The 24,481-nt window shown below is 74.0% G+C and carries 23 protein-coding genes; 2 read left to right on the forward strand and 21 right to left on the reverse strand.

Annotated features, from left to right (window positions below; translation table 11 throughout):
• Positions 1 to 21: 21 nt before the first annotated feature.
• A complete protein-coding gene (gene murJ / locus RB146_03005) occupies positions 22 to 1,668 on the reverse strand; it encodes a murein biosynthesis integral membrane protein MurJ (protein ID MDQ7827949.1) in 1,647 nt (548 codons plus the stop codon).
• A 111-nt stretch (positions 1,669 to 1,779) separates the two neighbouring features.
• On the opposite strand from murJ, the gene rpsT reads away from it, so the two are divergent.
• Complete coding sequence (gene rpsT, locus RB146_03010) at positions 1,780 to 2,049, forward strand: 30S ribosomal protein S20 (GenBank protein ID MDQ7827950.1); 270 nt, start codon at positions 1,780 to 1,782, stop codon at positions 2,047 to 2,049.
• Between the two features lie 48 nt (positions 2,050 to 2,097).
• On the opposite strand, the gene holA is transcribed toward rpsT, so the two are convergent.
• From holA to RB146_03105, 19 genes are all read right to left on the reverse strand, one after another.
• On the reverse strand, positions 2,098 to 3,111 hold the full coding sequence (gene holA, locus RB146_03015; GenBank protein MDQ7827951.1) for a DNA polymerase III subunit delta: 1,014 nt from the start codon (positions 3,109 to 3,111) through the stop codon (positions 2,098 to 2,100).
• Positions 3,108 to 3,275: a hypothetical protein gene (locus tag RB146_03020; GenBank protein MDQ7827952.1), complete on the reverse strand. Its 168-nt coding sequence runs from the start codon at positions 3,273 to 3,275 to the stop codon at positions 3,108 to 3,110. Before RB146_03020 ends, holA begins: the two co-directional genes overlap by 4 nt.
• Positions 3,272 to 5,821 carry a DNA internalization-related competence protein ComEC/Rec2 gene (locus RB146_03025; protein MDQ7827953.1) on the reverse strand — a complete coding sequence of 850 codons (2,550 nt, stop codon included), beginning with the start codon at positions 5,819 to 5,821 and terminating at the stop codon, positions 3,272 to 3,274. Before RB146_03025 ends, RB146_03020 begins: the two co-directional genes overlap by 4 nt.
• A 208-nt stretch (positions 5,822 to 6,029) precedes the next feature.
• Positions 6,030 to 7,958, reverse strand: coding sequence for a threonine--tRNA ligase (gene thrS, locus RB146_03030; protein ID MDQ7827954.1), 1,929 nt, complete (start codon positions 7,956 to 7,958; stop codon positions 6,030 to 6,032).
• 396 nt (positions 7,959 to 8,354) lie between these two features.
• On the reverse strand, positions 8,355 to 9,293 hold the full coding sequence (locus RB146_03035) for a dienelactone hydrolase family protein (GenBank protein MDQ7827955.1): 939 nt from the start codon (positions 9,291 to 9,293) through the stop codon (positions 8,355 to 8,357).
• A gap of 152 nt (positions 9,294 to 9,445) precedes the next feature.
• Positions 9,446 to 9,883 (reverse strand): serine protease, encoded by a 438-nt coding sequence (locus RB146_03040; GenBank protein ID MDQ7827956.1) that lies wholly within the window; start codon positions 9,881 to 9,883, stop codon positions 9,446 to 9,448.
• 22 nt (positions 9,884 to 9,905) lie between these two features.
• Positions 9,906 to 10,571: a YceI family protein gene (locus RB146_03045; GenBank protein ID MDQ7827957.1), complete on the reverse strand. Its 666-nt coding sequence runs from the start codon at positions 10,569 to 10,571 to the stop codon at positions 9,906 to 9,908.
• 82 nt (positions 10,572 to 10,653) lie between these two features.
• Positions 10,654 to 11,523, reverse strand: coding sequence for an aldo/keto reductase (locus tag RB146_03050; protein MDQ7827958.1), 870 nt, complete (start codon positions 11,521 to 11,523; stop codon positions 10,654 to 10,656).
• Entirely contained in the window at positions 11,520 to 11,825 is a 306-nt protein-coding gene (locus tag RB146_03055; GenBank protein MDQ7827959.1) for a hypothetical protein, read from the reverse strand. Before RB146_03055 ends, RB146_03050 begins: the two co-directional genes overlap by 4 nt.
• Positions 11,822 to 12,799: a ring-cleaving dioxygenase gene (locus tag RB146_03060; GenBank protein MDQ7827960.1), complete on the reverse strand. Its 978-nt coding sequence runs from the start codon at positions 12,797 to 12,799 to the stop codon at positions 11,822 to 11,824. Before RB146_03060 ends, RB146_03055 begins: the two co-directional genes overlap by 4 nt.
• 387 nt (positions 12,800 to 13,186) lie before the next feature.
• Positions 13,187 to 14,314, reverse strand: a complete 1,128-nt coding sequence (locus RB146_03065) for an ABC transporter permease (protein MDQ7827961.1) — start codon at positions 14,312 to 14,314, stop codon at positions 13,187 to 13,189.
• A complete protein-coding gene (locus RB146_03070) occupies positions 14,311 to 15,249 on the reverse strand; it encodes an ABC transporter ATP-binding protein (GenBank protein MDQ7827962.1) in 939 nt (312 codons plus the stop codon). Before RB146_03070 ends, RB146_03065 begins: the two co-directional genes overlap by 4 nt.
• A gap of 1 nt (position 15,250) precedes the next feature.
• Positions 15,251 to 16,222: an ABC transporter ATP-binding protein gene (locus RB146_03075; protein MDQ7827963.1), complete on the reverse strand. Its 972-nt coding sequence runs from the start codon at positions 16,220 to 16,222 to the stop codon at positions 15,251 to 15,253.
• Positions 16,223 to 16,225: 3 nt separating this feature from the next.
• Positions 16,226 to 17,566, reverse strand: a complete 1,341-nt coding sequence (locus RB146_03080) for an efflux RND transporter periplasmic adaptor subunit (protein MDQ7827964.1) — start codon at positions 17,564 to 17,566, stop codon at positions 16,226 to 16,228.
• A complete protein-coding gene (locus RB146_03085; GenBank protein MDQ7827965.1) occupies positions 17,563 to 18,252 on the reverse strand; it encodes a TetR/AcrR family transcriptional regulator in 690 nt (229 codons plus the stop codon). Before RB146_03085 ends, RB146_03080 begins: the two co-directional genes overlap by 4 nt.
• Positions 18,253 to 18,296: 44 nt before the next feature.
• Positions 18,297 to 19,577 carry a TolC family protein gene (locus RB146_03090; protein ID MDQ7827966.1) on the reverse strand — a complete coding sequence of 427 codons (1,281 nt, stop codon included), beginning with the start codon at positions 19,575 to 19,577 and terminating at the stop codon, positions 18,297 to 18,299.
• 392 nt (positions 19,578 to 19,969) lie between these two features.
• Entirely contained in the window at positions 19,970 to 20,623 is a 654-nt protein-coding gene (locus RB146_03095) for a hypothetical protein (GenBank protein MDQ7827967.1), read from the reverse strand.
• A gap of 225 nt (positions 20,624 to 20,848) precedes the next feature.
• The gene (locus RB146_03100) at positions 20,849 to 21,268 is read right to left on the reverse strand and encodes a DoxX family protein (protein ID MDQ7827968.1); all 420 of its coding nucleotides are present in this window, start codon (positions 21,266 to 21,268) and stop codon (positions 20,849 to 20,851) included.
• A gap of 49 nt (positions 21,269 to 21,317) precedes the next feature.
• The gene (locus tag RB146_03105) at positions 21,318 to 22,490 is read right to left on the reverse strand and encodes a PQQ-dependent sugar dehydrogenase (GenBank protein MDQ7827969.1); all 1,173 of its coding nucleotides are present in this window, start codon (positions 22,488 to 22,490) and stop codon (positions 21,318 to 21,320) included.
• 124 nt (positions 22,491 to 22,614) lie between these two features.
• Here RB146_03105 and RB146_03110 point away from each other — a divergent pair, with 124 nt between their 5' ends.
• Positions 22,615 to 23,640 carry a CapA family protein gene (locus RB146_03110; protein MDQ7827970.1) on the forward strand — a complete coding sequence of 342 codons (1,026 nt, stop codon included), beginning with the start codon at positions 22,615 to 22,617 and terminating at the stop codon, positions 23,638 to 23,640.
• Here RB146_03110 and RB146_03115 read toward each other — a convergent pair.
• Positions 23,621 to 24,247 (reverse strand): nitroreductase family protein, encoded by a 627-nt coding sequence (locus tag RB146_03115; GenBank protein ID MDQ7827971.1) that lies wholly within the window; start codon positions 24,245 to 24,247, stop codon positions 23,621 to 23,623. The two genes, RB146_03110 and RB146_03115, sit on opposite strands and share 20 nt — an antisense overlap.
• Between the last annotated feature and the right edge of the window lie 234 nt (positions 24,248 to 24,481).

A 24,481-nucleotide genomic window follows, 5' to 3' on the forward strand; every position in this document is an offset into this window, starting at 1 on the left:
GAGTGCTAACCCGCTCCCACCCTAGCAAACGTCCGAATTCCCTGTCAAACGCGCCTCCAGACGGCCCGGGCGCGCGCCCCGCAGCAGCGCGGGCACCTGGCGCAGCTCCTCTAGGCGCAGCAGCCAGGCCGCCCCGAGGTAGGCGACCACCCCCACCCCACCGGAGGCCGCCAGGACCAGCAGCGCTCCGGCCGGGCCCTCTCCCGCCGGGCCGTCCGCCGCGACCGCCACCGCCGCGGCCAGCAGGGCCGCCGCCGCCGCCGCCCCCGCGCCGCGCAGCAGGCTCGAGGCGGTGCGCCGCCCCTCCAGCGCCCCCAGGCGCGCGCGCAGCAGCCACAGCAGCAGCCCCACGTTGGTCAGGTTCACCAGGGACGCCGCTAGCGCGATCCCCGTGGCGCCCAGCACCCGCATGAGCCCCGCGTTCAGGACGGCGTTGAGGAGGACGGCCAGCGCGCCCACCCGCACCGGGGTGGCCATGTCGTGCAGGGCGTAGAAGGCGCGCGTGACGACGTAGTAGGCGCCGACGGCGCTCATGCCGACGGCGTAGCCGCGCAGGGCCGCCGCCACCGCCGCGGTAGCCGCCGGGGTGAACTCGCCGCGCTCGAAGAGCACCCGCACCACCTGGGGCGCCAGCGCCAGGAGGAGCGCGGCCACCGGGAGCATGAGGAGGAGCGTCATCCGCAGCCCCAGCGCCGTGGTGGCGGCCAGGGCCCCGCGGTCCCGGGCCGCCGCCTGGCGGGCCAGCGTGGGGAAGAGGGCGGTGGCGATGGAGATGGCGATGATACCCACCGGCGCCTGCATCACCTCGTAGGCGTAGTCGAGGACGGCCACGGCGTTCACGCCGGGTTGCACCGGCAGGAAGGAGGCGAAGAAGCGGGCCACGTAGGCGTTGATCTCCACGATGGCCAGCCCCAGCATCGCCGGGGCGGCCAGCCGCCCCAGCTGGCGCACCGCCGGGTGGCGCAGGTCCAGGAGCGGCAGCCAGCGAAAGCCGCTCCGCGCCATGGCCGGCAGCTGGACGAGGAACTGCGCCGCCGTCCCGAGCACCCAGGCCACGGCCAGGCCGTGGATGCCCACGCGCGGCCCCAGCCACAGCGTCCCCAGGATGATCACCACGTTGAAGAGGAGCGGCGCCAGCGCCGGCACGGTGAAGCGCTGGTGCGCCTGCAGGAAGCCGGTGGCGAAGACCGCCAGCGCCAGGAAGAGCATGGCCACGAAGATGATGCGCATCAGCGCCACCGCCAGCGGCACGAGCCCCGGCTGGGCGTGGAAGCCCGGGGCCGCCACCGGCACCAGGAGCGGAGCGAGGACCTGGCCCGCCAGCACCATCCCCACGCCCAGGAGGAGGACCAGGTTGAAGAGGATGGCGGTTACCCGCACCGTCTCCCGCCGGTCGCCGCGGGCCAGGTACTCGGTGATGGTCGGGATGAAGACGATGCTCAGCGTGCCGCCCAGGAGCAGCCGCTGGATGAAGAACGGGAGGTAGTAGCCGATGACGTAGGCGGCCTTGGCGTTGGAGGCCCCGAACAGGGCGGCGGTGACGATCTCGCGGACGAGCCCGAGCAGGCGGCTCAACACCGTGGCCACGGCCAGGAGGACGGCGGCCCGGGCCAGGCGGTGCCCGGTGGCCGACGGGGCCCTGGCCGGTGGGGCGGGGACGGGGGTCACCGCGGCGTCCGCCGCCCCCAGGTGGCTGCACGGGCGGGGGCGGTGGCTACTCGGGCGGGGGCGATGGTACAATGCGCTGAACGCAACCCCGACATGGCAGTGAGGTGTACGGTGGCCAAGCGCATCAAGTCAGGTCTCAAGCGGCTCCGGCAGTCGCTGCGGCGCGCCGAGCACAACCGCGCCGTCCGCTCGCGCATCAAGACGCTCTCCCGCAGGGCGCGCGCCGGGGATACGGAGGCGCTCTTGCTGGCGATCAAGGCCATCGACAAGGCGGCGGCGCGCGGGATCATCCACAAGAACACCGCCGCCCGCCGCAAGGCCCGACTGGTGCGGCGCCACCGCGAGGCCCTGGCCGCCGCCACCGCCGCCTCTGCGTCCTGACCCCGCGCTGCCGACCCGCGGAGGCCGGCCGCTCCGGATCCCGGCCGCTCAACCTGCGCCCGTGTCGCCCCGGCGCCCGGGGCCGGCGCACAGCTGCACGACCAGCGTCTCCAGGGCCAGCTCCGGCTGGCCCGTCGACTTGATAGCCCGGTCGGCCTCTTCCAGCAGGGCGAAGATCGCGGGGAAGTCTTCGGCTCGATAGCGGGTCACCTGCCGCAGCAACTTGCCGGCGACATACGGCGTGACGCCCGCCGCCCTGGCTACGGCCGCCTGGCTGCGCCCCGCCTCCCGGGCGCGCACCAGCAGGCGGAACTGGCGGGCGATCATCCCCAGGACCGGCAGCGGGTGCTCGCGCGCCAGGATGCTCTGCAGCAGCTGGGTGGCCCGCCCGACGTGCCGTTCCCCGATGGCGTCGGCGAGGGCGAACAGCCGCGGGTCGCTCTCCAGCGCCCCCACCGCCCGCACGTCCTCCTCGGTGATCTGGGCCCGGGCATCGACGTACGCCGCCAGCTTTTCCAGCTCCAGCCGCAGGGCCCGCAGCCCGGCGCCGGCGCCCGCCGCCAGCGCTTCCACGGCCCCGGGCGTGAGCCGCTTCCCCAACCGTGCGGCCTCGCTCCTGAGCCAGGCGGGGAGCTCCCGCCAGGTGAGCGGATCGCAGGCATGGATCCGCCCGACCGCCTGCAGCGCCCTGAAGAGCCGGCCGCCCCGGTCCAGGGCGCGGGCCGTGAAGATGGCGAGCACCGGCGGGGTGCCGCGCTCCAGGTAGTCGGCCAGCGTCCGCTGCGCGTCGAGCGGCATGGCGTCGAGGTCGCGGACCACGACCACGCGCAGGGCGCCGAAGAACGGCAGGGTGTCGAGCCGGGCCAGGAGGTCGGGCAGGGGGGTCTCCGCGGCCTCGAGGACGTCGAGGTTGAGCGCGCGCTCGTCGGGGGGGAGCGCCGCGTCCACCAGCGCCCGCACCCCCTCCTCGACGAGCAGGTCCTCCTCGCCCACGAAGAGGTGCACCCCCGGGGCGGGCGACGGTGCCGCCCGGCCGGTCGGGGGCGTGCCCGAGCCGGTCACCAGTGCTCCTCCCGGCGCAGCGCCTCGATGCGTGCCGCCACCTCCGCGGCGTCCGCGACCCCCTCGACCTCCCAGTGCAGCCGCAGGACCGTCCCGACACCCGCGCCGGCGGGGAGGTGCGTGGCGGGGACGTAGGCCCGTCCCCCGCCCTCCAGGAGGATCACGGCGACCCCATCCTCGATCCGGTCGACGAGCCCGCGCATACGCCCCGCCCAGTGTAGCGCACGCACCCCGCCCGACGCCGCACCGTCCCCACCCACACCCGGGCGCCGTCGCTGCGCAGCAGCACCGCCCCGTCCAGGTCGGTGCGATAGGTGGCCACGCCGGCGTCCTCCAGGCGGCGCACCACCGAGGGGTGCGGGTGGCCGAAGAGGTTGTCCGCGCCCACGGAGATCACGGCCACGCGGGGGCGCACGGCGGTGAGCAGCCCGGGGGTCGTGGAGGTGCGGCTGCCGTGGTGGGCCACCTTCAACACGAGGCTGGGGACCAGCCCCAGGCGCACCAGCGCCTCCTCGGTCTCCGCCTCGATATCCCCGGTGAGCAGGGCCGTGAAGGCGGCGAACCGCACCTGCAGCACCACCGACGCCGCATTGGTCAGGTCCTCGTCCGCGCCTGGCCCGGCGCCGGTGGCGCTGCGGTGCTGCTCCACGAACCCCGCGGGCGGCCACAGGACCTCGGCCTCCGCCCCCTCCCCGAGGAGGAGCCGGTGCCCGCGCCGCGCCGTCACATAGGCGACGCGCCGCTCGCGGACCAGGTCGAGGACGCGCACGTAGGAGGGGCTCGGGTGCGGCACTCCGGGGTCGAGGAAGACGCCGACGGGGAAGTGCGCCAGCACGGCCGGCAGACCGCCCACGTGGTCCTCGTGCGCATGGGTGAGGACGACGGCGTCGAGCCGGCGCACGCCCAGGTGCCGCAGCGCAGGGATGACGCGGCGCCGCCCGACGTCGAAGCGCGAGGCGGTCACCGGCACGGCGTTCGCTGCCACCCGGTCCATCAACCCCGGCGGGGCGTCGGCACCGCGCTGGGCGTCGCCGTACTCCACCTCTCCCCCGCCGTCCACCAGCACCGACCGCCCCCCGGGCCCGCGCAGCAGGATGGCGTCGCCCTGCCCCACGTCCAGCACCGCCAGGAGCATGGTCGGGGGGCCGGCCGCCGGGACCGGCACCGCCCCGAGCAGGAGCGCGGCCGCACCGGCGACCGCGACGATCGGGCGAAGGGGCCTTGCCCGGTGGAGCGCGGGCACGGCGAGCAGCACCGCATAGGCCAGCGCGGCCTGCCACCAGGCCACCGGCGGCAACCACACCTCACTGCCCGGGGCCCGAGCGAAGAACCGGGCCAGGTGGACGACCAGCCAGACCGGCGGCAGGAAGGCCGGCACGAGCAGGGCGGCAAGCGGCGGCAGGAGGCCGGCCAGCACCGTGAGCGCAAACCCCGCCGGGACGAGCACGGTGACCATTGGTAGGACCAGCAGGTTGGCGGGGAACGCCGCCAACGACACCCACTGGAAGGCCGCCGCCAGCAGCGGGAGCACCGCCACCTGGGCCCCCAGCGTGGCGGCCGCCAGGTGGGCCAGCCAGCGGGGCCGCAGGGGAAGGGTCAGGAGCGGCGCCAGCGCCAGCAACCCCCACGTGGCCGCGAACGAGAGCTGGAAGCTCAGGCTGAAGAGCGCCTGCGGCGAGGCCGCCAGCCAGATCAGGGCCGCAGCCGCCAGCGCGCTCGGCCAGTCGGTCTGCCGCCGCAGGGCCAGCGCGGCGAGGGCGAGCCACGCCATGACCGCCGCCCGCCCGACCGAAGCGCTCCAGCCGACCATGGTGGCGAAGACCAGGACCGCCAGCGCCGCCACCGCAACACGCGCCGTCACACCCAGACGCATCGCGCCCGCCACGGCCAGCGCCGCCGCGCCGACGAGGCCCACCTGCGTCCCCGAGACGACCAGCACGTGCAGCAGGCCGGCACGCTGAAAGGCCTCCTCGACCTCCGGGGGAATGCCGACCGAAGCCCCCAGCAGCAGCCCGGCGAGCACGCGCCCGTAGGGCTCGGGGAGCGCCAGGAGAGGGCGCACGATGCGGTCGCGCCAGGCCAGGATCCAGCGGACGGGCGCACGGCCCTCGCTTCGCCGGACGATGCGGAGCGCCGTCCCGCCCGAAGCACGGAGCACCGCCACGACCCCGCGGCGCCGGAGAGCCAGCCGCCGGTTGGGTTCTCCCGGATTCCCGCCGTCCGGCGGCAGCTCCAGCCGCCCATGGAGGGCCACCACGTCCCCGTAGGCGACCGCAGGTGCGCCGGCGGGCAGGGTTGCCACCACCGTGGCCGCCATCGGCCGACCAGCCAGCCGTCGCAGCCGCAGGTGAACGGACTGGCGGCGGCCGTGCCACTCCGGGGCGGCGGCGACGAGGGCCTCGACCTGGACGCGGCGACCGAGCCAGGGTGCGACCGCCTTGGCCTCAGTGCGGACGGGGTCGGTGAGCGCTGTCAGGTGGCCGAGGAGGGCGAAGACGACCGCAGCCAGGCCGAAGGGCCCTGCGGGCGGCGATCGCGAGGTGGAGTCACCCCGCTGCTGCCAGAGGAGCACCCCCCACGCCGTACCGGCAGCGAGCGCACTGAGGACGAGGAGGGGGCCCGGCAACGGGCGGTGCTCGGCCCAGAGGACGCCGGCAGCAAAGGTGACGGCGGCCCAGACGAGCGGACGGTTCCACAGGATCTCCCACACTCAAGGAATCGGCACGGTTCGTGGTTTTTCGGGGGGACGCCGGCGTGGTGGGAGAGAGGCAGCGTGGACGCCCGTCCGCTGGCCGCGGCCGTCATCCTCGGTCTGGCCGTCATCCCCTGTCTGGAAGACCTGGGGATCCTCGCCAGCGCGACGGAGGCCCGCCGCTTCGTCTGAGGGCCAGGGAACGGTCGGCGGGACGCGCGACCAGTTAGGAGGAGGTGCCGCGGAGGGGAGCCGAGGCCTCCTCCAGGGCGCGCCGGGCGAAGGCGTCCACGTCCATCGGGCCCAGGTCGCCCGTCTCGCGGTGGCGCACGGCCACCTGCCCCGTCTCCACCTCCCGGTCGCCCACCACGAGCATGTACGGGACCTTCATCACCTGCGCCTGGCGGATCTTGTAGGCGATGCGCTCGTTCGTGTCGTCCACCTGGACGCGCAGCCCCTGCGCCCGCAGGCGCTGGGCCACCTCGCGGGCGTAAGGGGCGTGGCGGTCGGCGATGGAGAGGACGCGCACCTGCTCCGGCGCCAGCCACAGCGGGAGCGCCCCGGCGAAGTGCTCGATGAGAATCCCCACGAACCGCTCCAGCGACCCGTAGATGACGCGGTGGATGACCACTGGCGTGCGCTCGCTGCCGTCCGGCGCGCTGTAGCGCAGGCCGAAGCGGCGCGGGAGCTGGAAGTCGAGCTGCAGCGTCCCCATCTGCCACTCGCGGTTCAGCGAGTCCCGCATGAGGATGTCGATCTTGGGGCCGTAGAAGACGCCCTCGGGGGCGACGGTGAACGGGCGGCCGCTCGCCTCCAGGATCTGCCGCAGCTCCGCCTCGGCCCGGTCCCACACCGCCGGGTCGCCGATGAAGTCCGGCGGTCGCGTGCTCAGCCGGAAGTGGTATGCCAGGCCGAAGATGGCGTAGAACCGCTCCGTCAGCGCGAACAGCTCCCGGAACTCGTCGGCGATCTGCTCCTCGGTGAGGAAGATGTGGGCGTCGTCCTGCACGAATCCGCGCACGCGCAAAAGCCCGGTGAGGGTGCCGGAGCGCTCGTAGCGGTGCAGGATGTCGGTGTCGGCCAGCCGCAGCGGCAGGTCGCGGTAGCTGCGGGTGCGGCTCTGGAAGACCACCATGGCGTTGGGGCAGTTCATCGGCTTGAGGGCGTAGACCTCGCCTTCGCCCATGTCGGCGATGAACATGTGCTCCCGGTAGTGCTCCCAGTGCCCCGAGATCTCGTAGAGCTCGCGGCGGTTGATCAGCGGGGCCCGGATCTCCTGGTAGCCGCGGGCCTCGTGCTCGGCGCGCCAGAAGTCGATCAGCGTGTGCAGCACCTTGAGGCCGCGGGGGAGCCAGTAGGGGATCCCGGGGGCCGTCTCGTGGAAGAGGAAGAGCTCGAGCTGCGGGCCCAGGCGCCGGTGGTCCCGCCGCTTGGCCTCTTCGAGCAGGCGCAGGTGCGCCTCGAGCTGCGCCTCATCCGGGAAGGTGACCCCGTAGATGCGGGCGAGCTGGGGCCGCCGTTCGTCGCCCCGCCAGTACGCCCCCGAGGTGGAGAGGAGCTTGATGGCCTTGATCCGCCCGGTGCTGGGCAGGTGGGGGCCGCGGCACATGTCCAGGAAGCCGTCCTGCCGGTAGAAGGAGACACGGGCGTCGGGGATGTCGTCCAGCAGCTCGAGCTTGTAGCGTTCCCCCGCCCGGGTGTAGAGGGCGATGGCCTCGTCGCGGGGCAGCTCGATCCGCTCGATGGGCTGGTCGCGCGCGGCCAGCTCGCGCATGCGCGCCTCGATGCGCTCCAGGTCCTCGGGCGTGAATGGCCGCCCGATGTCGATGTCGTAGTAGAACCCCTCGGCGATGGGGGGCCCGATGGCCAGCCTGGCGTGGGGGAAGAGCTCCTTCACCGCCTGGGCCAGCAGGTGCGCCGAGGAGTGCCAGTAGACCTCGCGCCCCTCCGCGTCGGCGAAGGTGAGGAACTCGACCGCGGCGTCCTCGGTGAGCGGCGCGCGCAGGTCGGTGAGCCGGCCGTTCACCCGGGCCACCAGGGCGTCGCTCCGCCCCAGCGCCTCCGCCAGGCTCAAGAGCGTCGTGCCCCGCGGGACCCGGCGCACCTCGCCCTCCGGGAGCCGCACCTCCACCTCGCCCGTCCGTGCCTCCCTCATGGCGTCCCTCCCGACATCGGCCGATGAAATCGCAAACCCTCCGCCCCCTTGCGGGACGGAGGGTTGCCTCCGTGGTTCCACCCGGCTTCCGGGCCTCCTCGGCCCGGCGCTCGTCCCCGCCGGTCTCGGCGGCGGGACCGGCCGCCTTCTCCCTGGCGGGACGGCTGCCCGGCAGGGTCTCGGCGGCGGGCTCCGAGGGGGTCTTCAGCCGTCCACACTGCAGGAGCGCTCGCAGCCCGAATCGGGCGCTCCCTCTCTGCGCAGCCGGACCGGCCTACTCGTCCTCGTCTTCGCCCGTGGGGCGATTATAGGCGCGGGGTGTGACGGGTGTCAAAAGCGTGGAGGTCGGCGATCTCCCGCGCGTCCTCGACGACGAGGACGTTCACCGCCGGGCGATCATCCGCCGGCCTTGAGGTACCGCTCGAACCACACCAGCACCCGGCTCCACGCATCCCGCGCGGCCTCGGCGTTGTAGCGCTGGCCGGTGTCGTTGAAGAAGGCGTGGTCAGCGTTGGGGTAGATGACGATCTCGTGGACGACGTTGGCCCGCTGGAGCCGCTCGCGCAGCGCCGGGATGCCGGCGTTGATGCGCTCGTCCCGCTCGCCGTAGATGGCCAGCACCGCCGCGCGGATGCGGGGCACGGCATCCAGGTCGGGTGATGGACCGTAGAAGGGCGCCGCGGCGCGCACGTCGGGGTTCTGGGTGATGAGCCGCCACACCATCCCGCCGCCGAAGCAGAAGCCGATCGCCCCGATGCGGTCGCGTCGCACCTCGGGCAGTCCCTGCAGGTGGCGCACCGCCGCGTTGAGCATGGCCACGAGCTGGTCCGGCGGGGTGCGCCCGAGGATCGCCGTCACCTGGGCCGGGTCGGTATAGCGCTCCGTGCCGCCCTCCGCCGAGGCCAGGTCCGGCGCCAGGGCGACGTACCCGGCCTTGGCCAGGCGGCGGGCGACGTCCTTGATGTGCTCGACGAGGCCGCGGTTCTCGTGGACGACGACCACGCCGGGCGCCGGCGTCCCGGTGCGCGGCAGGGCCAGGTAGCCCAGGACGGTGACCGTCCCCGACGGGAAGGAGACGTTGCGGACGGTGATGGCCGGGTCGGTGGGCGGCACCGTGCCCCCGGGCGCCGCCGGTTCGGCTGGCGAGGGCGCGGCGGCCGCCTCGGCCAGCTCGCCGGGGGTGAAGACGATGCCGAGCTGGGCCAGCACCGTGGCGGCGAGCGCCGTCCCGCCGCTGAAGACCGCCACGCGGCGCAGGAACTCCCGGCGCGGCAGGCGCCCCGCCTGGTAGTCTTCCCGCCACTCCTCGAGGATGTACCGTTCCAGGTCGGTCATGGCCTCCCTCCTTTCGTCACGTCTTCGCCTGCGGCGCGACGACAACGAGCAAGGTGATGACAAGGACATATCTTCGTGGTCCACGTCAGCAGGGACTGGTGGTCCCGGGGACACCGGGGCGGCCGCGCGGCGTGCCGATGACGAGCACCGGCTCACCCGGCCGCAGCCCCGCCGTCGAGGCCAGGGGGAGCGCCGGGAGCGGCCGCTCGGGTGTAGATGCGCAGGAGCGCCACGTCGCGCCGGGCGTCGTAGCCCACCAGCTCCGCCGGCAGCGCACGGTCCTCCGGGAACTCCACGAGCAGCCGTTCTGCGCCCCGCACCACGTGTGCGGCGGTCAGGACCAGCGCCTCCGTCCCGGCGGGAGCCCGGCCGGCGCGCTGCGCTCCGGGGTCGACGAGAAAACCGGTGCCGACCCCGCTGCGCCCGTCGGCGACGGCGCGCACTACGACCACGGCGGGCGCGGCCCGCTCGTAGACGGCGCGCTCGTCGAGGGTGGGGGCGGAGGCGGCCGGTGCCAGCGAGGGGGAGAGGCCGAGGGCGAGGGCGACGAGGAGCGTCGTCACCCACCGGAGGAAGCAGACCGCGCCCATGCCCCTCACCCCTCCCGGCACCTCAGTTACCATTTGCCGGTCGCGCCGTGAACCGGAACTCCAGCCGCACCTCGTTCTCGGCGCGGAGGATCCCCAGGATCACGGGGGGGTCGAAGCCGAAGTCGGTCATCCGCACCGTGGTGGTGGCGGTGCCGCGCAGGACACCCCGGGAGAGCGTCACGACCGTGGCGAAGGTGGTCCGCCGCGTGACGTCGCGCACGCGCAGGTCACCGGTGACTTGCACGGTCAGCTCCTGTCCCTCCTCGTAGGTCTGGGGGAGCCCCTCGATGGCGGTCGAGGTGAAAGTCGCGGTGGGGAAGCGTGCCGACTCCAGCCAGCGCTCGCGGATCGCCTGGTCGCGCCGCTCCCGGTCGGAGCGGAAGGTGCTGATGTCCACCGTAATGGGCCCGATGCGGCTGTTGCGCGGCCTCGCCCGGTCGATGAGCACCTCGCCGCGCACGGCGTTCGTCCGCCCCACAGCCACGTTGAAGCGGTTGCCCTCCCGGAAGAGCACTTCGCCGACCCGGTAGAGCACCTCGGACTCCTCCGGGACGATGACGTAGCGCTGGACGGTCGGCGCCGCAGCGGAGGCGGGGACCACGCTCCCCGGTCCGGTCGCCAGGAGGGCGCCGAGGAGGAGCAGGAGTGCCGCCCGTACGAGCCCGACCCTACTCCTCAGGTATGACACCCTGGTGAAGGCTCGCCTGGCTGGCTCCGTCCTGCTGCGGACCATCGCTGTCCACCCTCGAGACCGGTCACCGCGCTTCGCGTCACAGAACCGGCACGTCGCCGGGGCGGGGCGGACCCACCGGGAAGGTGGCGTCGATGCGCGCCACCTCCTCGTCGGTGAGGCGCAGCCCCAGCGCGCCGGCGTTCTCCTCCACGTGCGCCACCTGTGCCGCCTTCGGAATCGTGAAGGCGTGCGGGTGGCGCGTGAGGAAGGCCAGCGCCACCTGCCGGGGCGTGGCGCCCCGGGCGCGGGCCACCGCCTCCAGCACCGGGTGGGAGCGGAAGCGGCCCTGCCCGAAGGGGCTGTAGCCCACCAGCGCGATCCCGTGGCGCGCGCAGGCCGGCAGGACGAAGTGCTCCACCGCCCGTTCCTCCAGGGCGTAGTACACCTGGTTGCAGGCGACGCGCCCCGGCCCGGCCAGGTGCACCACCTCCTCCAGCAGCTCCTCGTCGAAGTTGGAGACCCCCCAGGCCCGGATCTTCCCCGCCCGCACCAGGTGCTCGAACCCGGCGACGGTCTCCTCCAGCGGGTGGTCGCTGGGCCAGTGCAGCAGGTAGACGTCCAGGTAGTCGGTCCCCAGCCGGCGCAGACTGCGCTCGCAGGCGGCCACGGTCCCCGCGCGCGAGGCGTGGCGGGGGTGGACCTTCGAGACCAGGAAGACCTCGGCGCGCCGCCCGGCGATGGCCCGGCCCACCAGCTCCTCCACCGCGCCGCGCCCGTAGGACTCCGCCGTGTCGATGTGGGTGAGCCCCAGGTCGAGGCCGCGCCGCAGCGCGGTGACGGAGGCGCGCGGCGTGCGCTCCATCATCCATGTCCCCTGGCCGATGACCGGAACGTCGCGGCCGGTCGGCCCGAAGGGCCGCAGCGCGGCTGGCGCGGGAGCTGGAGCAGGGGCCCGGCGCCCGCTCACGAAGGCACCGCCTCCGCCGGCCACGCACGCGCGGCGGCGATCTCTGCCGCGGTCAGCCCGTGGCCCACCTCGTTCCAGAGGAGCGTGAGGTGGGCGCCGGCGTGGCGCAGGAGGTCGGCCAGGCGCTCGGCCAGCTCGATAGGGACCAGGGGATCGTGCCGGCCGGCGCAGATGTTGGCGCCGTTCGGGTAGCTGGCCGCCACCACGCGGCGCGGGTCAAAGCCCAGGGGCAGGACGAATCCCAACGCCTCCGACGGGGCCGTCGTGGGACCGACGTCTTTGCCCTTTGTCGATTCCCTCATGCGCGCCCCGGCGCCGGCACCGGCAGCCGGATCGGGAGGAGAGCCTGCTCGATCTGCGCCCGCTCGGGTTCGAGCCAGGGGGGCAGGACCAGGTGCTCGCCGAGGCGCTCCACCGCCTCGTCCACCGCAAACCCCGGACCGTCGGTGGCGATTTCGAAGAGCACCCCACCGGGCTCGCGGAAGTAGATCGAGCGGAACCAGAAGCGGTCGATGATGGGGGTCACGCCCACCCCCAGTCCGTGCAGCTCCCGCTGCCAGGCCTGGTGCGCAGCGTCGTCGGGCGTGCGCCAGGCCACGTGGTGCACGGTGCCGACGGCGATGCGTCCCCATCCCGTGGCGCGCACCACCTCCACCTGCGCTCCTGAACCGCCGGGCCCGGTGGCGAAGCGCAGGCGGCCGTCCCCTTCTTCCAGGAGACGGAAGCGCAGCGGCGACTCCAGGAAGGCGCGCGTCGGCTCCAACCGCGCCACCGCCAGGGTGACGCGGTGGATGCCGCGGATGGCGTACTCCACCGGGACGGGACCGGCGGTCCAGGGCACCCAGGGATCGCGCTCGCCCGTGTCGGGCCCGGCCACTAGCTCGAGCGCCAGGCCGTGCGGGTCGGCAAAGGCGAGGGCTTCTTCTGCCCCGCGCGGCGTCGGCCCTTCCACGGTGATCCCGGCCTCGGTCAACCGGCGCAGCCAGAAGGCCACCGCCCCCTGTGGGATCGCCAGCGCCACGCTGATGGCCTGCCCCGCGCCGCGGCGCCCCACCGGCCCGCCGGGCCAGGCGAAGAAGGTCAGGTCGGTGCCCGGGCTGCCCACCCCATCGGCGTAGAAGAGGTGGTAGGTCTGCGGGTCGTCCTGGTTCACCGAGCGCTTCACGAGGCGCATCCCCAGGAGCCCCATGTAGAAGTCCACGTTCTCCTGCGGGTGCCCCGCGATGGCGGTGACGTGGTGGATCCCGCCGAGGTGCCGTGCCGGGCCCGTCTCCATGTCTCTCCCCTCCTCCCTCACTTCCCCTGTCTCAACGCCGGATGGCCTGCCCCTCTTCCATGGTCCTTCTCCCCGGGGAGAGGGAACCGATCGTCAACCCTTCCCCCCTCCAGGTCCGCGCTCCGCCAGCACCTGACCATTCTGGAGCGCCGGAGCCGTCCGGGAGCGCCTACTGCGGGGTCGGGTGGGACGCCCGCCCATTGTCTCCGTGTCCTCCCGGGCCGGCCCCCAGCGCGCCGTGGAGAGCCATGCCGCCCTCCGGTGGCCGGAGGAGCGTCCGGGGATGACGAGGGAGGGGATTCCCCGGCCCGTCCGCTGCGCCCCCCGGATCAGGCCGACGTCCAGCTGGGCTCAACCTGCGGTGCACAGCTCGATGAAGGTGAATCGTCAGTCGACCCGCTTCTGGAAGCGTACGATGGCCAGGGTGAAGACGAGGCTCCCGAGCCCCACCAGGGCCAGGATCTGCGGCCAGAGGTCGGCGAGCCCCGCTCCCTTCACGATGATCCCCCGCAGCACGGTGATGAAGTAGGTGAGCGGGACGCCGTAGCCGATCCACTGCAGCAGCAGAGGGAGCGACTCGCGCGGGAAGAGGAAGCCCGAGAGGAGGATGCTGGGCAGCAGGACGAGCTGGGCCAGCTGGGTCGCCTGGTTGAACGTCCGGGAGACGGTGGAGATGAGGACGCCCACCCCCAGCGACGAGAAGAAGAACGCCAGGGTGACCGCGTAGAGCAGGACGAGGCTGCCCCGCACGGCCACGCCGAACCAGAGCCAGGCCAGCACCAGGATGAAGGTCAGGTTCAGGTAGCCGAGAGCGACCAGCGGGAGGATCTTGCCCAGCATCAGCTCGGCGGGGCGCAGCGGCGTGACGACGATCTGCTCCAGCGTCCCCAGCTCGCGCTCCCGCACGATGGTCCCCATCGTCATGAAGGTGGTCGTGAACATCATGATCAACCCCAGCACCCCGGGGACGATGAAGACCCGGCTCTCCAGGTTCGGGTTGTACCAGGCGCGCGTGCGCACCTCCACGGGCGGTGCCGGCGGGCGCTGGCCGCGGCGGGCCAGGGCCCGCGCGGTGAGATCCTGGGCAAGACGCGCCCCGACGCCCGCGGCCACGGACATCAGGACCTGGGCGCTGGTGGCGTCGGAGGCGTCCACCACCACCATCACCTGCGCCGGCTCCCCCGCCCGCACGCGCCGGGCGTAGTCGGGCGGGATCACCACCCCCACCCGGGCCTGGCCGGCGTCCAGGCGCCGCTCGACCTCGGGGAGGGTGCGGGCAGCGTAGCGCACCGTGAAGTAGCGCGTGTTCTCGAAGGCCTGGATGAGCGCGCGGCTCTCCGCCGAGGTCGACTGGTCCCACACCACCGTCGGCTGGTGCAGCACCTGGCTGCTCAGGTAGCCGAAGAGCACCAGCTGGATGACGGGGAGGCTGATCATGCTCCCCAGGGTGCGGCGGTCGCGGAGGAGCTGGGCCACCTCCTTGCGGACGATGCTCACCAGCCGCTGCCAGCTCACGCGGCCGCCTCCCGCTCCCGCGCCTCCACCAGCGCGACGAAGACGTCCTCCAGCGACGGCAGGATCGGCTCCACGCCCTCCACCGCGAAGCCGCGGGCCGCCAGCGCCGCGGCCAGCGCCGGCCCGGCCTCGCGCTGGTCCACCGTGGCGTGGATCGCCGCCCCGTAGAGCGCGGCCTCCCGCACGGCAGGGTGCCCCTCCACCACCCCCAGGGCCTCGATGAGGGGCTCCACCCGCACCTCCAGCACCTGCCCCACCATCTGGCGCGCCTTGATCTCCACCGGGGGGCCCTGAGCGATGATCCGCCCTTGGTGGATGAAGGCCAGGCGGTCGCAGTGCTCGGCCTCGTCCATGTAGTGCGTGGTGACCATGACGGTCGTCCCGTCCTCGGCGAACCCGCCGATCAGCTCCCAGAACTGCCGGCGCGAGAGCGGGTCCATGCCCGCGGTGGGCTCGTCCAGGAAGACCACCGGCGGCCGGTGGAGCGCGGCGGCCGCCAGCGCCAGGCGCTGGCGGGACCCGCCGGACAACGTCCCCGCCAGCGCATGCTGCCGGTCGAGCAGCCCGACCCGCGCCAGCCAGAGGGCGATGCGCTCGTGCGCCTCCCGCCCGCGCAGCCCGTAGACCCCGGCGTAGAACGCCAGGTTCTCACGCACGGTCAGGTCGGACCAGAGGGCGAAGCGCTGCGACATGTAGCCGATGCGCGCCTTGACCGCCTCGGGGTGGCGTCGGACGTCGTAGCCGAGGACCTCCGCCCGGCCCCCTGAGGGCGCCAGGACGCCGCACAGCATGCGGATGGTCGTCGACTTCCCCGCGCCGTTGGGCCCGAGGAATCCCCAGATCTCCCCCGGCGCGATCTCGAACGAGACGTGGTCGACGGCGACGAACGCGCCGAAGCGTCTCGTCAGGCCCTCGGCGCGGACCGAAACCGCCACGTTACGCCTCCCAGCGGCATGGGGCGCCCCGGGCGCCGCCTGCGCCCGGGGCCGTGAGGCGGGCCACGAAGACGTCCTCCAGCGTCGGCCGCACGGGGTGGAGGCCCCGCACCGCGACACCCTCCGCCTCCAGCGCGGCCCGCAAGACGGGGGCCGCCGCCCGGGCCGAGTCGACGAGCACGTGCAGGCGATCCCCGAACACCTCCAGGCTGCGCACGAGCGGGTGGTGGCGGAGGTGGCGCCTGGCCTGCGCGCGGGGCTCGGCCACCACCTCGAGGATCTCGCCGCCCATGGCCGCCCGCAGCGCCCCCGGCGCGTCGCAGGCGATGAGCCGCCCCCGGTCCATCAGGCCCACGCGGGAGCACCGCTCCGCCTCGTCCATGTAGGGCGTGCTCACGCACACAGTGAGGCCGGCGCGGTTGAGGTCGTAGAGGATGCGCCAGAACAGCCGCCGGGAGACCGGGTCCACGCCCGTCGTCGGCTCGTCGAGGAGCAGGACCTCGGGGGCGTGGACCAGCGTGCAGGCCAGGGCCAGCTTCTGCCGCATGCCGCCGGAGAGGTGCTGGGCGAGCCGGTCGGCAACGGGGAGGAGGCGGAACTCCCCGAGCAGGCGCTCGGCGCGCTCCCGGAAGACCGCCGCAGGGACCTGGTAGAGGCCGGCGTAGAGGCGCAGGTTCTCCACCGCGGTGAGGTCGCCGTAGAGGCTGAAGCGCTGCGGCATGTACCCGAGGCGCCGTCTTGCGGCTTCGGGGTCGGCGAGGACGTCGATCCCGGCCACCGCGGCCGTGCCGCCGTCGGGGCGGAGGAGGCCGCACAGCAGTCGCATGAGCGTCGTCTTCCCTGCCCCGTCGGGGCCCACCAGCGCGAAGATCTCGCCCCGGGGGACCTGCAGGTCTACGCCGTCCACGGCCACGACCGGCCCGAAGCGTCGGGTGAGGGCCGCGCAGGTGACGGCGAGCTCGGGGGACTGCACGGCTCAGGGCTCGACGGCGGTCAGGATCACGGCGTCGGCCGGCAGGCCCGGCTTGAGCAGGCCGTGGGAGTTGGGGACCTCGACGCGGACGGCGAAGACCAGCTTCGTGCGTTCCTCCCGGGTCTGCACGTTGCCGGGGGTGAACTCGGCCCGGCTGGCCACCTCCTGGACCCGTCCCCGGAAGACGCGGTCGGGGAAGGCGTCGACCCGCACCTCCACGGGCTGCCCCAGCCGCACCCGCGCGATGGCCGTCTCGGGGACGAAGACGCGCAGGTAGGCCCGGGTCAGATCCGCGATTGTCAGGACGGGGGTGCCGGGTGCGGCGAAGTCGCCGACCTCGAGCTGGCGCGAGATGATCGTGCCGGGGAGCGGCGCGCGCAGCACGGTCTGGTCACGGACAGCCAGGGCCAGGGCCAGGGCGGCCTCGGTTTGCGCCACGGCGGCCCGAGCCGCCGCCACCTCCTGCTCCCGCTGCCGGAGGGCCACCAGGCCGGCGCGGGCGCCCATGGTGGCGGCCTCAGCCTGCCGGACCTGCGCCTGCGCCGCCGCCACGTCGAGGCGGCGCACGCTCACCGTGCGCTGGTTGGCCTCCGCGGCCGCCAACGCTGCCCGGGCCTGGCGCAGGGCCGCATCCGCCGCCACGCGCTGCTGGCGGAGGGCGTCCCGCTCGGCCCGTGCGGCGTCGAGCTGCGCCGCGGCGGCGAGGGCCGCCGTCTGCGCCGCCTCCGCCTGCTGGGCCGCCATGGCCCCCTCCCGGAACAGGAGCTCTGCCCGGCGGGCCTCGTCCCTGGCCCCATCGAGCGCGGCCTGCGCGGCCCGCACGCGGGCCTCGGCCCCGCGCAGGGCGGCCTCGGCCGCCCGCAACACCGCCCCGGCAGCGGTCACCTGCGCCCGGGCCTGGCCCACCTGCGCCGCCACGGCCTCGCCTTGCAACGCCGCCGCCTCCGCGGCCTGGGGCACGCGGGTGCGCGCGCCCTGCTCGGCGGCCCGGGCCTGTGCCACCGACGCTTCGGTCTGCGCTCGGGCGAGCGCCACCCCGGCCTCGGCCAGGCGCAACCGCGCGCGGGCCGCCGCCAGGCTGGCCTCGGCCTGACGGACCTGCGCCTCCAGCTCCTCGCGCTCCAACTCGGCCACCACCTGACCTGCCGCCACCTGGTCCCCTTCGCGGACGTGGAGCGCTGCCACACGGCCGGCCACCTTGGGGGCCACGTCCACGTGCGCGACCTCGATCGTCCCCGAGGCCTCCAGCCGGGTGGGGTCGGGGCGCGCCCGCGGCCAGACCACGTAGGCGACGGCCGCGCCGACCAGCCCGACCAGCACGACGGCGATCCGCACGCGCCTCATGAGCTCCCCCGCCCTCCTCCCGCTCCAGGCCTTTCCGGCATCCGCAGCACGCCGCGCAGGTAGGTCTCCACCAGCTCGTCCACCAGCACCCGCGTCGGCCCGGGTGGGGGGAACTCGAGCAGGCGGCCCAGCAGCACCTGGGACATCACCATCCCCAGGAAGAGCCGTCCGGCCATCTGGGGATCCACGGGACGCAGCGTCCCGCGTTCGACCTGGTGGGCGATGTACCGGGCCAGGGCCTCCAGCCCACGCCGGAGGGCGTGCTCCCGGAACAGCCGTCGCACGGCCGGCGTGCGGAGGGCCTCGGCCAGGAGGAACCGCAGCGTCGCGATCATCCGCGGCTGCTCGTAGATGTGCTCGAAGATCATCGACGCCACCCGGGAGAAGAACGCCCGCGGCGGGGCCTCCAGCAGCTCGTCCGTCAGGCGCACGACGGCCAGGACCGGGGACTTCGCGTACACGGTCTCCAGGAAGAGGGCCTCCTTGGTGGGGAAGTACCAGTAGATCAGGCCCGGTGTGATCCCGGCGGCTTCGGCGATCTCCCGGTTGGTGGCGCCGGTGAAGCCCTTGCGGCTGAAGACGCGGAAGGCGGCTTCCAGGATCTGCTCGCGCCGGTCTCCCGACGCCTTCCTTCCCCGTCCCGTCCCTCCGGCCCGTCGCTCCTGCGTCCGCCCTCCCCGGCTCACCGCTCACCCCCGTGGCGCACCGCCGCCACCTCCGCATCCCGCCCTCAGAACGCGCCGCCCATGGCCAGGAGGAGCGCCAGCCGCGCCTGGTTCTGCTCGAAGAGCGCCGCCGCGTGCTGTGCCTCCGCCTGCGCCAGCGCCGTCTGAGCCGCCAGGACCTCCAGCACCGTCCCCACGCCGGCCTCGTAGCGCACCCGGGCCAGCCGGAGCGCTTCGCGCGCCTGCTCCACCCCCTGCTGTGCGGCCTCGATCTGCACCGCCGCCTGCCGCAGCGCCAGGAAGGCCTGCCGCACCTCCAGCTCGATCCGCTGGCGCACCTGCGCCTCCTGGACGCCGAGTTGCTCCAGCCGCAGTTCGGCTTCCCGGACGCGCTCGCGAGTAACGCCCCCGTCGGAGAGGAGCAGCGTCACCGCGAACGTCACCGACCAGGCGCCGCTCAGGTTCGTCAGCCCGCCCCCGCCCACGTCGTAGTTCACGGCGGCGGTGACGTTGGGTCGCGCCCCGCTCCGCGCCAGCTCGATGGCCGCCCGGGCGGCGTCCTGGCGGGCGCGCAGTTCGCGCAGCTCGGGCCGGGCCTCCAGGGCCCGCGGCACGGCGGCCTCCAATGTGATAGAGACCGGGCGGGGGACGAGGGCCTCCGTCAGGCGAAGCGGGGTGCTCAGGGGGAGGTTGAGGGCAGCGTTCAGTTCGGCCTCCACGCTGCGCACCGTGGCGTCTGCGCGCGCCACGCCCTGGCGCGCGCCCGCCACCGCCACCTCCGCCTGCACGACGTCGACGCGCGCCGCGACCCCCGCCCGCTCGCGCGCACGCGCCACGCGCAGGCCCTCCTCCGCCTGCGCCAGCGCGTTCGCCGCCGCCCGCAGGTTGGCCTGGGCGGCCAGGCCGCGCAGGTAGAGCTGCTGGGCCGCGGAGACGACCTGCTGCTGGACGCGGGCGAAGACGGCTTCCGCCCCGCGCAGGTTGGCCTCCGCCAGGGCCACCTGCGCCTCCAGCCGTCCTCCCGTGTAGAGCGGGTACTGCAGGGCCACCCGCACCGCCAGGACGTTGGGGTCGGGCGGCGGCAGGGTGATGGTCACGGTGGGCGGATCGCCAAACGGGTTGGGGATGGTCATCTGCTGGCCGGGGCGCTCCTGGATGCGGGTGTAGCTGCCCGTCACGGTGAGCTGAGGCCCGCGCCCGGCGCGGGCCTGGGCGAGCTGCGCCTGCGCCACGGCCACCTCGAAGGCAGCCGCGCGCAGCTGCAGGCTGTCCCGCAGCGCCACCGTCGCCACCTCGGCGAAGGTCAGCGACCGCTCCGCCGGTGCCGGCTGGGCCGCCGCCGGCATGGGCTGGCTCACGAGCACGAGGCCCAGGACCAGGGAGACCGCCAGGGAGCCCGGTCGCCCTTGCGGACGACGTCCGTGCCGCCGGCCGCCGTCCCACCCCCTGCCCGACGTCGACCCCCTGCCCCCCACGCGCATCCTGCCACCCCGCAGTCCCACACGCCGAACGACCATCGACGGGGAAGAAATTGATTGATCGATCAATCAATAGTCGGGGTCGGGGTCCACTGTCAAGTAGCGACGGTATGCGCGTGCGAGTCGAGGGCGCGTGCGGGTCGAGGGCGCCCGCGGTCTGGTGCTGCGCCTCCCGGCCCGCTGGCCGTAACCGTGCTCCTGGTCGTCCTGGGTGGCCGCCTGTCCCCGAGTGTAGCCACCCGAGCGAAGGTGGGTCGGTGCTACGAGGCCGCCCTGCGGTGCCGGTCGATCCAGTAGGCCCAGGCCACGAGCGCCCAGCCGCCCACCAGCGCGGTCACCGCCACCCCCTGGACGGAAGCCGGGGGCGGGCCCAGGACGCCCGCGAGGTACGCCGCCGCGAGCACCAGGACGACCCCCCACAGCGCCAGAGCCCCCACGCGGTCACGGGGGACGGTGGCGCGCAGGTAGAGCACCAGCCCCACGAGCAGGGTGCCGGCCTCGAGCAGGTACGTGGCGAGTGGGGAGTTCCATAGGCCCAGGCCTGCTGGCGGACTGCCGGGCCAGACCGGCAGGTCGGGCCGGTGGACGAACAGGTCGAGAACCCAGTGGCTGACTACCAGGGCGGCAATCACGACCCCGTCCGCCAGGGCCCGCCGGCGCCACCAGGTGAGCCCGCCCAGCGCGACTCCCCAACCGACCAGGGCCAGGAGGCTGTGACTCACGGGGTAGTGGATGAACTCGAGGGGGTTCAGGACGGTCGTGCCCGGGGTGATGCGCACCCGCTCGACCCCCGCCAGCAGCAGCGCGGGCCACAGCAGGTCGGCCCACTGCGCCGCCAGCACGCAGGTCCCCAACGGGAGACGCGGCGCGGCAGGCCTGACGGCGAAGGCCGCCCCGTAGTGACCCAGGAACACGAGGGGGTGTTCTACTCCCGAACCTGAAAGGCCTGCCGCGCCGACGGAGCATCGGCGTGACGCCTGGTCAGGTACGCTCCCCGGTCCCGGATCTCGATGCCGCGCACGGACACTCCCCCCTCAGTGACGATGGCGGGTGGATCCATGGAGCTGGCAATCTGGCGGTCGGGGGATTCCCCTTCACTGGAAGAAAGGACTGGAAGAGGGAGTGCCGTACCCTTCATGCTACAGCCCGACCATCGGGTCGAGGGCGATCCGCCCAGCCCCCGCCAGCACCAGCGCCAGCGCCGCCACCAGCAGGGCGAACTCCAACTCCCATCCGGTCCCGTCCGCCTCTATGAAGCGCTTCTTGGCCATCCCCCGCTTGACCAGCGTGATGGCCACGAGCATGTTGATGGCCAGGCCCAGCGCGATCAGGCGCGTGAGCAGCCCCAGGATGAGCAGCACCGCCCCCACCGACTCCATCAGCGCCACGACCCAGGCGAAGAAGAGCGGCGCCGGCACCCCCAGCTGCCGCAGCCAGCCAGCAAACCCCGCCGGCCCCCTCATCGGGCCCCGGGGGGTGATCTTGTTCCAGCCGTGAGGCAGGAACGTCACCCCCAGCCCGACGCGCAGGACCAGCAACCCCCAATCCACTGGAGTCATGAGACCACCCCCTTCCCCGTCGTCTGGTGTGCGATGGCGGCGCCCGGCGCTAGCGCGCCGGGGCCACCCGCAGGATGCGCCCCTCGGGGCTGTCCGTGAGCAGGTAGAGCAGGCCGTCCGGCCCTTGCCGGACGTCGCGGATGCGCTCCCGTAGGTGCGCCAGGTAGCGCTCCTCCCGGGTCACGCGGCCGTCGGCCAGCGTCAACCGCACCAGCAGCCCCGGACGCAGCGAGCCGATGAAGAGGCTCCCCCGCCAGTCGGGGAAGACCTGGCCGGTGTAGAAGGTCATCCCTGACGGCGCGATGACCGGATCCCAGTAGTAGACCGGCTGCTCCATGCCCGGCTTCGCCGTCCCCTCGCCGATGCGGGCGCCGGAGTAGTCGACCCCGTAGGTGATCACCGGCCAGCCGTAGTTCTTGCCGGCCTCCGGGTGGTTCAGCTCGTCGCCCCCGCGCGGGCCGTGCTCTGCGGTCCACAGCTGTCCCGTCTGCGGGTGGAGGGCGGCGGCCTGGACGTTCCGGTGCCCGTAGGACCAGATCTCGGGACGCGCGCCCGGGCGGCCCACGAAGGGGTTGTCGCGCGGCACCGATCCGTCGGCGTTGAGGCGCACGATCTTGCCGATGGTGGTGGAGAGGTCCTGGGCCCGCTCCCGGTAGGCGAAGCGGTCGCCCAGCGTGACGAAGAGCGTCCCGTCGCGCCGGAAGACCAGGCGGGACCCCCAGTGGTTGGGGCCTTCGACCTTGGGCTGCTGCCGCCAGATCACCTGGGTCCCGTCCAGGCCCCGTTCCCCGAGCCGGCCGCGGGCGACGGCGGTTCCGGCACCCCCGGCCCCCGGCTCCGCGAACGAGAGGTAGACGAGGCGGTCCTGCGCGAAGGTCGGGCTGAGGGCCACGTCCAGCAGCCCGCCCTGGCCCCGGGCGTACACCGGGGGGACGCCGGACAGCGGCTCCGAGAGCCGTCCGTCCCGCTCCACCAGGCGTAGCCGGCCCGGCCGCTCCGTGACCAGCATTCGCCCGTCCGGCAGGAAGGCCAGCCCCCACGGGTGCTCCAGGCCGCGCGCGACGGTCTCGACGCGGACGGGAGCGTCGGTGGGCTCGGGCGTGGGTGAGCGCGGCGCCTGCCCGGCCACCGGCACCGTGGCGACGAGGACGCCCAGCGCCCAGGTCACCACGGTCAGGACGATGATGTGCGCCAGGTGGGCGGTAGGACGGTTGTGAAGCATCTCGGCCTCCTCTCGCCGCTGCGGCCGGACGGCCTCCGTGCACCCTCGGTCCGGCCAGACCGGTTCCCGGGGCTCATAAGGAACAACGTCGGCGGCGACCGCCGGGATTCCTCCGGGATCCCTCATGGCCCGCGGGCGGCTCAGGGTGGTCGACAATAGAAGCGTGGGTGGGATCCAGCTCCTCTTCGTCGGCGACGTCATGCTGGGCCGCCTGGTGAACGACCTGTTGCGGCGGGTCCCCCCGGACTACCCGTGGGGCGACACCCTCGACCTCGTGCGCACCGCCGACGTCCGCTGCTGCAACCTGGAGTGCGTCATCGCCGACCGCGGCCGGCCGTGGAGCGCCACGCCCAAGGTCTTCCACTTCCGGTCCGACGGGAAGAACGTACAGGTGCTCCAGGTCGCCGGGATCGACGTCGTCGCCCTGGCCAACAACCACACCTTCGACTTCGAGGCGGACGCCCTCCTGGAGATGCTCGACCGGCTCGACCGCGCGGGGATCGCCCACGCCGGGGCGGGGCGCACCCTCGCCGAGGCGACGCGCCCGGCGGTGGTCGTCCGCGGCGGGCTGCGCGTCGGGGTGCTCGCCTTCACGGACAACGAGCCCGACTGGGAGGCCGGGGACGACCGTCCGGGGGTGTGGTACGTCCCCGTCACCCTCGAGGACCCGCGGGCGGTGCACCTCCTGGAGGTGGTCGCCCGGACGAAGGCCGAGGTGGACGTGCTCGTCGTCTCCGCCCACTGGGGACCGAACTGGGGCTACCGCCCGCCGCCCGAGCACCCGCCCTTCGCCCGGGCGCTGGTCGACGCGGGCGCGGACATCATCTTCGGCCACTCCGGCCACGTGGTCCGCGGCGTCGAGTTCTACCGCGGTCGCCCGATCCTCTACTGCCTGGGGGACTTCGTCGACGACTACGCGGTCGACGAGGTCGAGCGGAACGACCAGTCGGTGATCTGCATCGTCGAGTGGGCGGCGGGGGCGGTGCGGCGGGTGCGGCTCTACCCGACGGTGATCCGGGCCATGCAGGCCTCCCGGGCCGACCCGGCGGAGGCGGAGGCGATCGCCGGGCTGCTGGCCAGGCTGTGCCACCCCTTCGGCACGCGCACCCGCTGGGACCCGGAGCAGCAGGTCATGGAACTGACGCCGTGACCGCACCGCCCTCGCCCGTGCGTCGCTGAACCCGGTCAGGCCGAGGAGCGCCAGCCCGGCCTCCCACCGCGGCCCCCCGGCGGCCGTAGCGATCGTAGTGGAGGATCTCGTCCGGCCGGCGCCGAGGGAGCCGCCGCCGCCCGCCCTCCCGGCAGTAACCGAGCGCGATGAGGCCGATCGGCCGCACGGGGGCCGGCACCCCGAGGACCCGCTGGACCTCCCGGTCGTCGAACGCCCCGACGAAGGCGGCCCCCAGCCCCTGGTCGACCGCGGCGAGCAAGACGAGCATGGCGGCAAACGCCCCGTCGATGAGGCTGTAGAAGTGGACGCCCCGTTGACCGTAGCGGGCGGCCGAGCGGCGGGTGTCGGCGACGACGGCGATCACCACGGGCGCCTCGGCGAGGAAGGTCTGTGCCAGCGCCGCCTGGGCCAGGGCGTCCTTCACCGCCTGGTCCCGCACGACGATGAACTCCTGGGGCTGGGTGTGTCCGGCCGAGGGGAAGCGGCGGGCCAGGTCGAGGATGCGCGCCAGCTTCTCCGGTTCCACGTCACGGTCGTGGTAGCGCCGGCACATCGAGCGGTTCTTGATGACGGTGGCCAGCTCCATGCCCGTTCCCGAACAGCGCAGGGGGCGCCCCGCTCCGGGACAGGGACGAGGCATCCCTCCCCGGGGGGCTGCTGCCGGTAGCCGAGCAGCGACCCACCCGGCGACGTCTACCACAGAATGTACGGTCTCGAGGGGAAATGTCCCGCCTGGCGGATGCGCATGCGCGCCCTGCCGGTGACGGCGGCCTGCAGGGCAGGGGACAGGGCAGCCACGGTGAAGCCTTCCCACCACTGG

The sequence above is a fragment of the Armatimonadota bacterium genome (genome assembly GCA_031081585.1).
In the GTDB taxonomy this organism is placed as follows: domain Bacteria; phylum Sysuimicrobiota; class Sysuimicrobiia; order Sysuimicrobiales; family Humicultoraceae; genus Geohabitans; species Geohabitans tengchongensis.

Excerpts from the sequence above, each read along its gene's own strand:
- thrS (MDQ7827954.1), bottom strand. The coding sequence starts at position 7,958 with ATGAGGGAGGCACGGACGGGCGAGGTGGAGGTGCGGCTCCCGGAGGGC.
- RB146_03060 (MDQ7827960.1), bottom strand. The coding sequence starts at position 12,799 with ATGGAGACGGGCCCGGCACGGCACCTCGGCGGGATCCACCACGTCACC.
- RB146_03080 (MDQ7827964.1), bottom strand. The coding sequence starts at position 17,566 with ATGAGGCGCGTGCGGATCGCCGTCGTGCTGGTCGGGCTGGTCGGCGCG.
- RB146_03035 (MDQ7827955.1), bottom strand. The coding sequence starts at position 9,293 with ATGACCGACCTGGAACGGTACATCCTCGAGGAGTGGCGGGAAGACTAC.
- RB146_03040 (MDQ7827956.1), bottom strand. The coding sequence starts at position 9,883 with ATGGGCGCGGTCTGCTTCCTCCGGTGGGTGACGACGCTCCTCGTCGCC.
- RB146_03105 (MDQ7827969.1), bottom strand. The coding sequence starts at position 22,490 with ATGCTTCACAACCGTCCTACCGCCCACCTGGCGCACATCATCGTCCTG.
- RB146_03090 (MDQ7827966.1), bottom strand. The coding sequence starts at position 19,577 with ATGCCGGCGGCGGCCCAGCCGGCACCGGCGGAGCGGTCGCTGACCTTC.
- RB146_03055 (MDQ7827959.1), bottom strand. The coding sequence starts at position 11,825 with ATGAGGGAATCGACAAAGGGCAAAGACGTCGGTCCCACGACGGCCCCG.
- RB146_03110 (MDQ7827970.1), top strand. The coding sequence starts at position 22,615 with ATGGCCCGCGGGCGGCTCAGGGTGGTCGACAATAGAAGCGTGGGTGGG.
- RB146_03100 (MDQ7827968.1), bottom strand. The coding sequence starts at position 21,268 with ATGACTCCAGTGGATTGGGGGTTGCTGGTCCTGCGCGTCGGGCTGGGG.
- RB146_03115 (MDQ7827971.1), bottom strand. The coding sequence starts at position 24,247 with ATGGAGCTGGCCACCGTCATCAAGAACCGCTCGATGTGCCGGCGCTAC.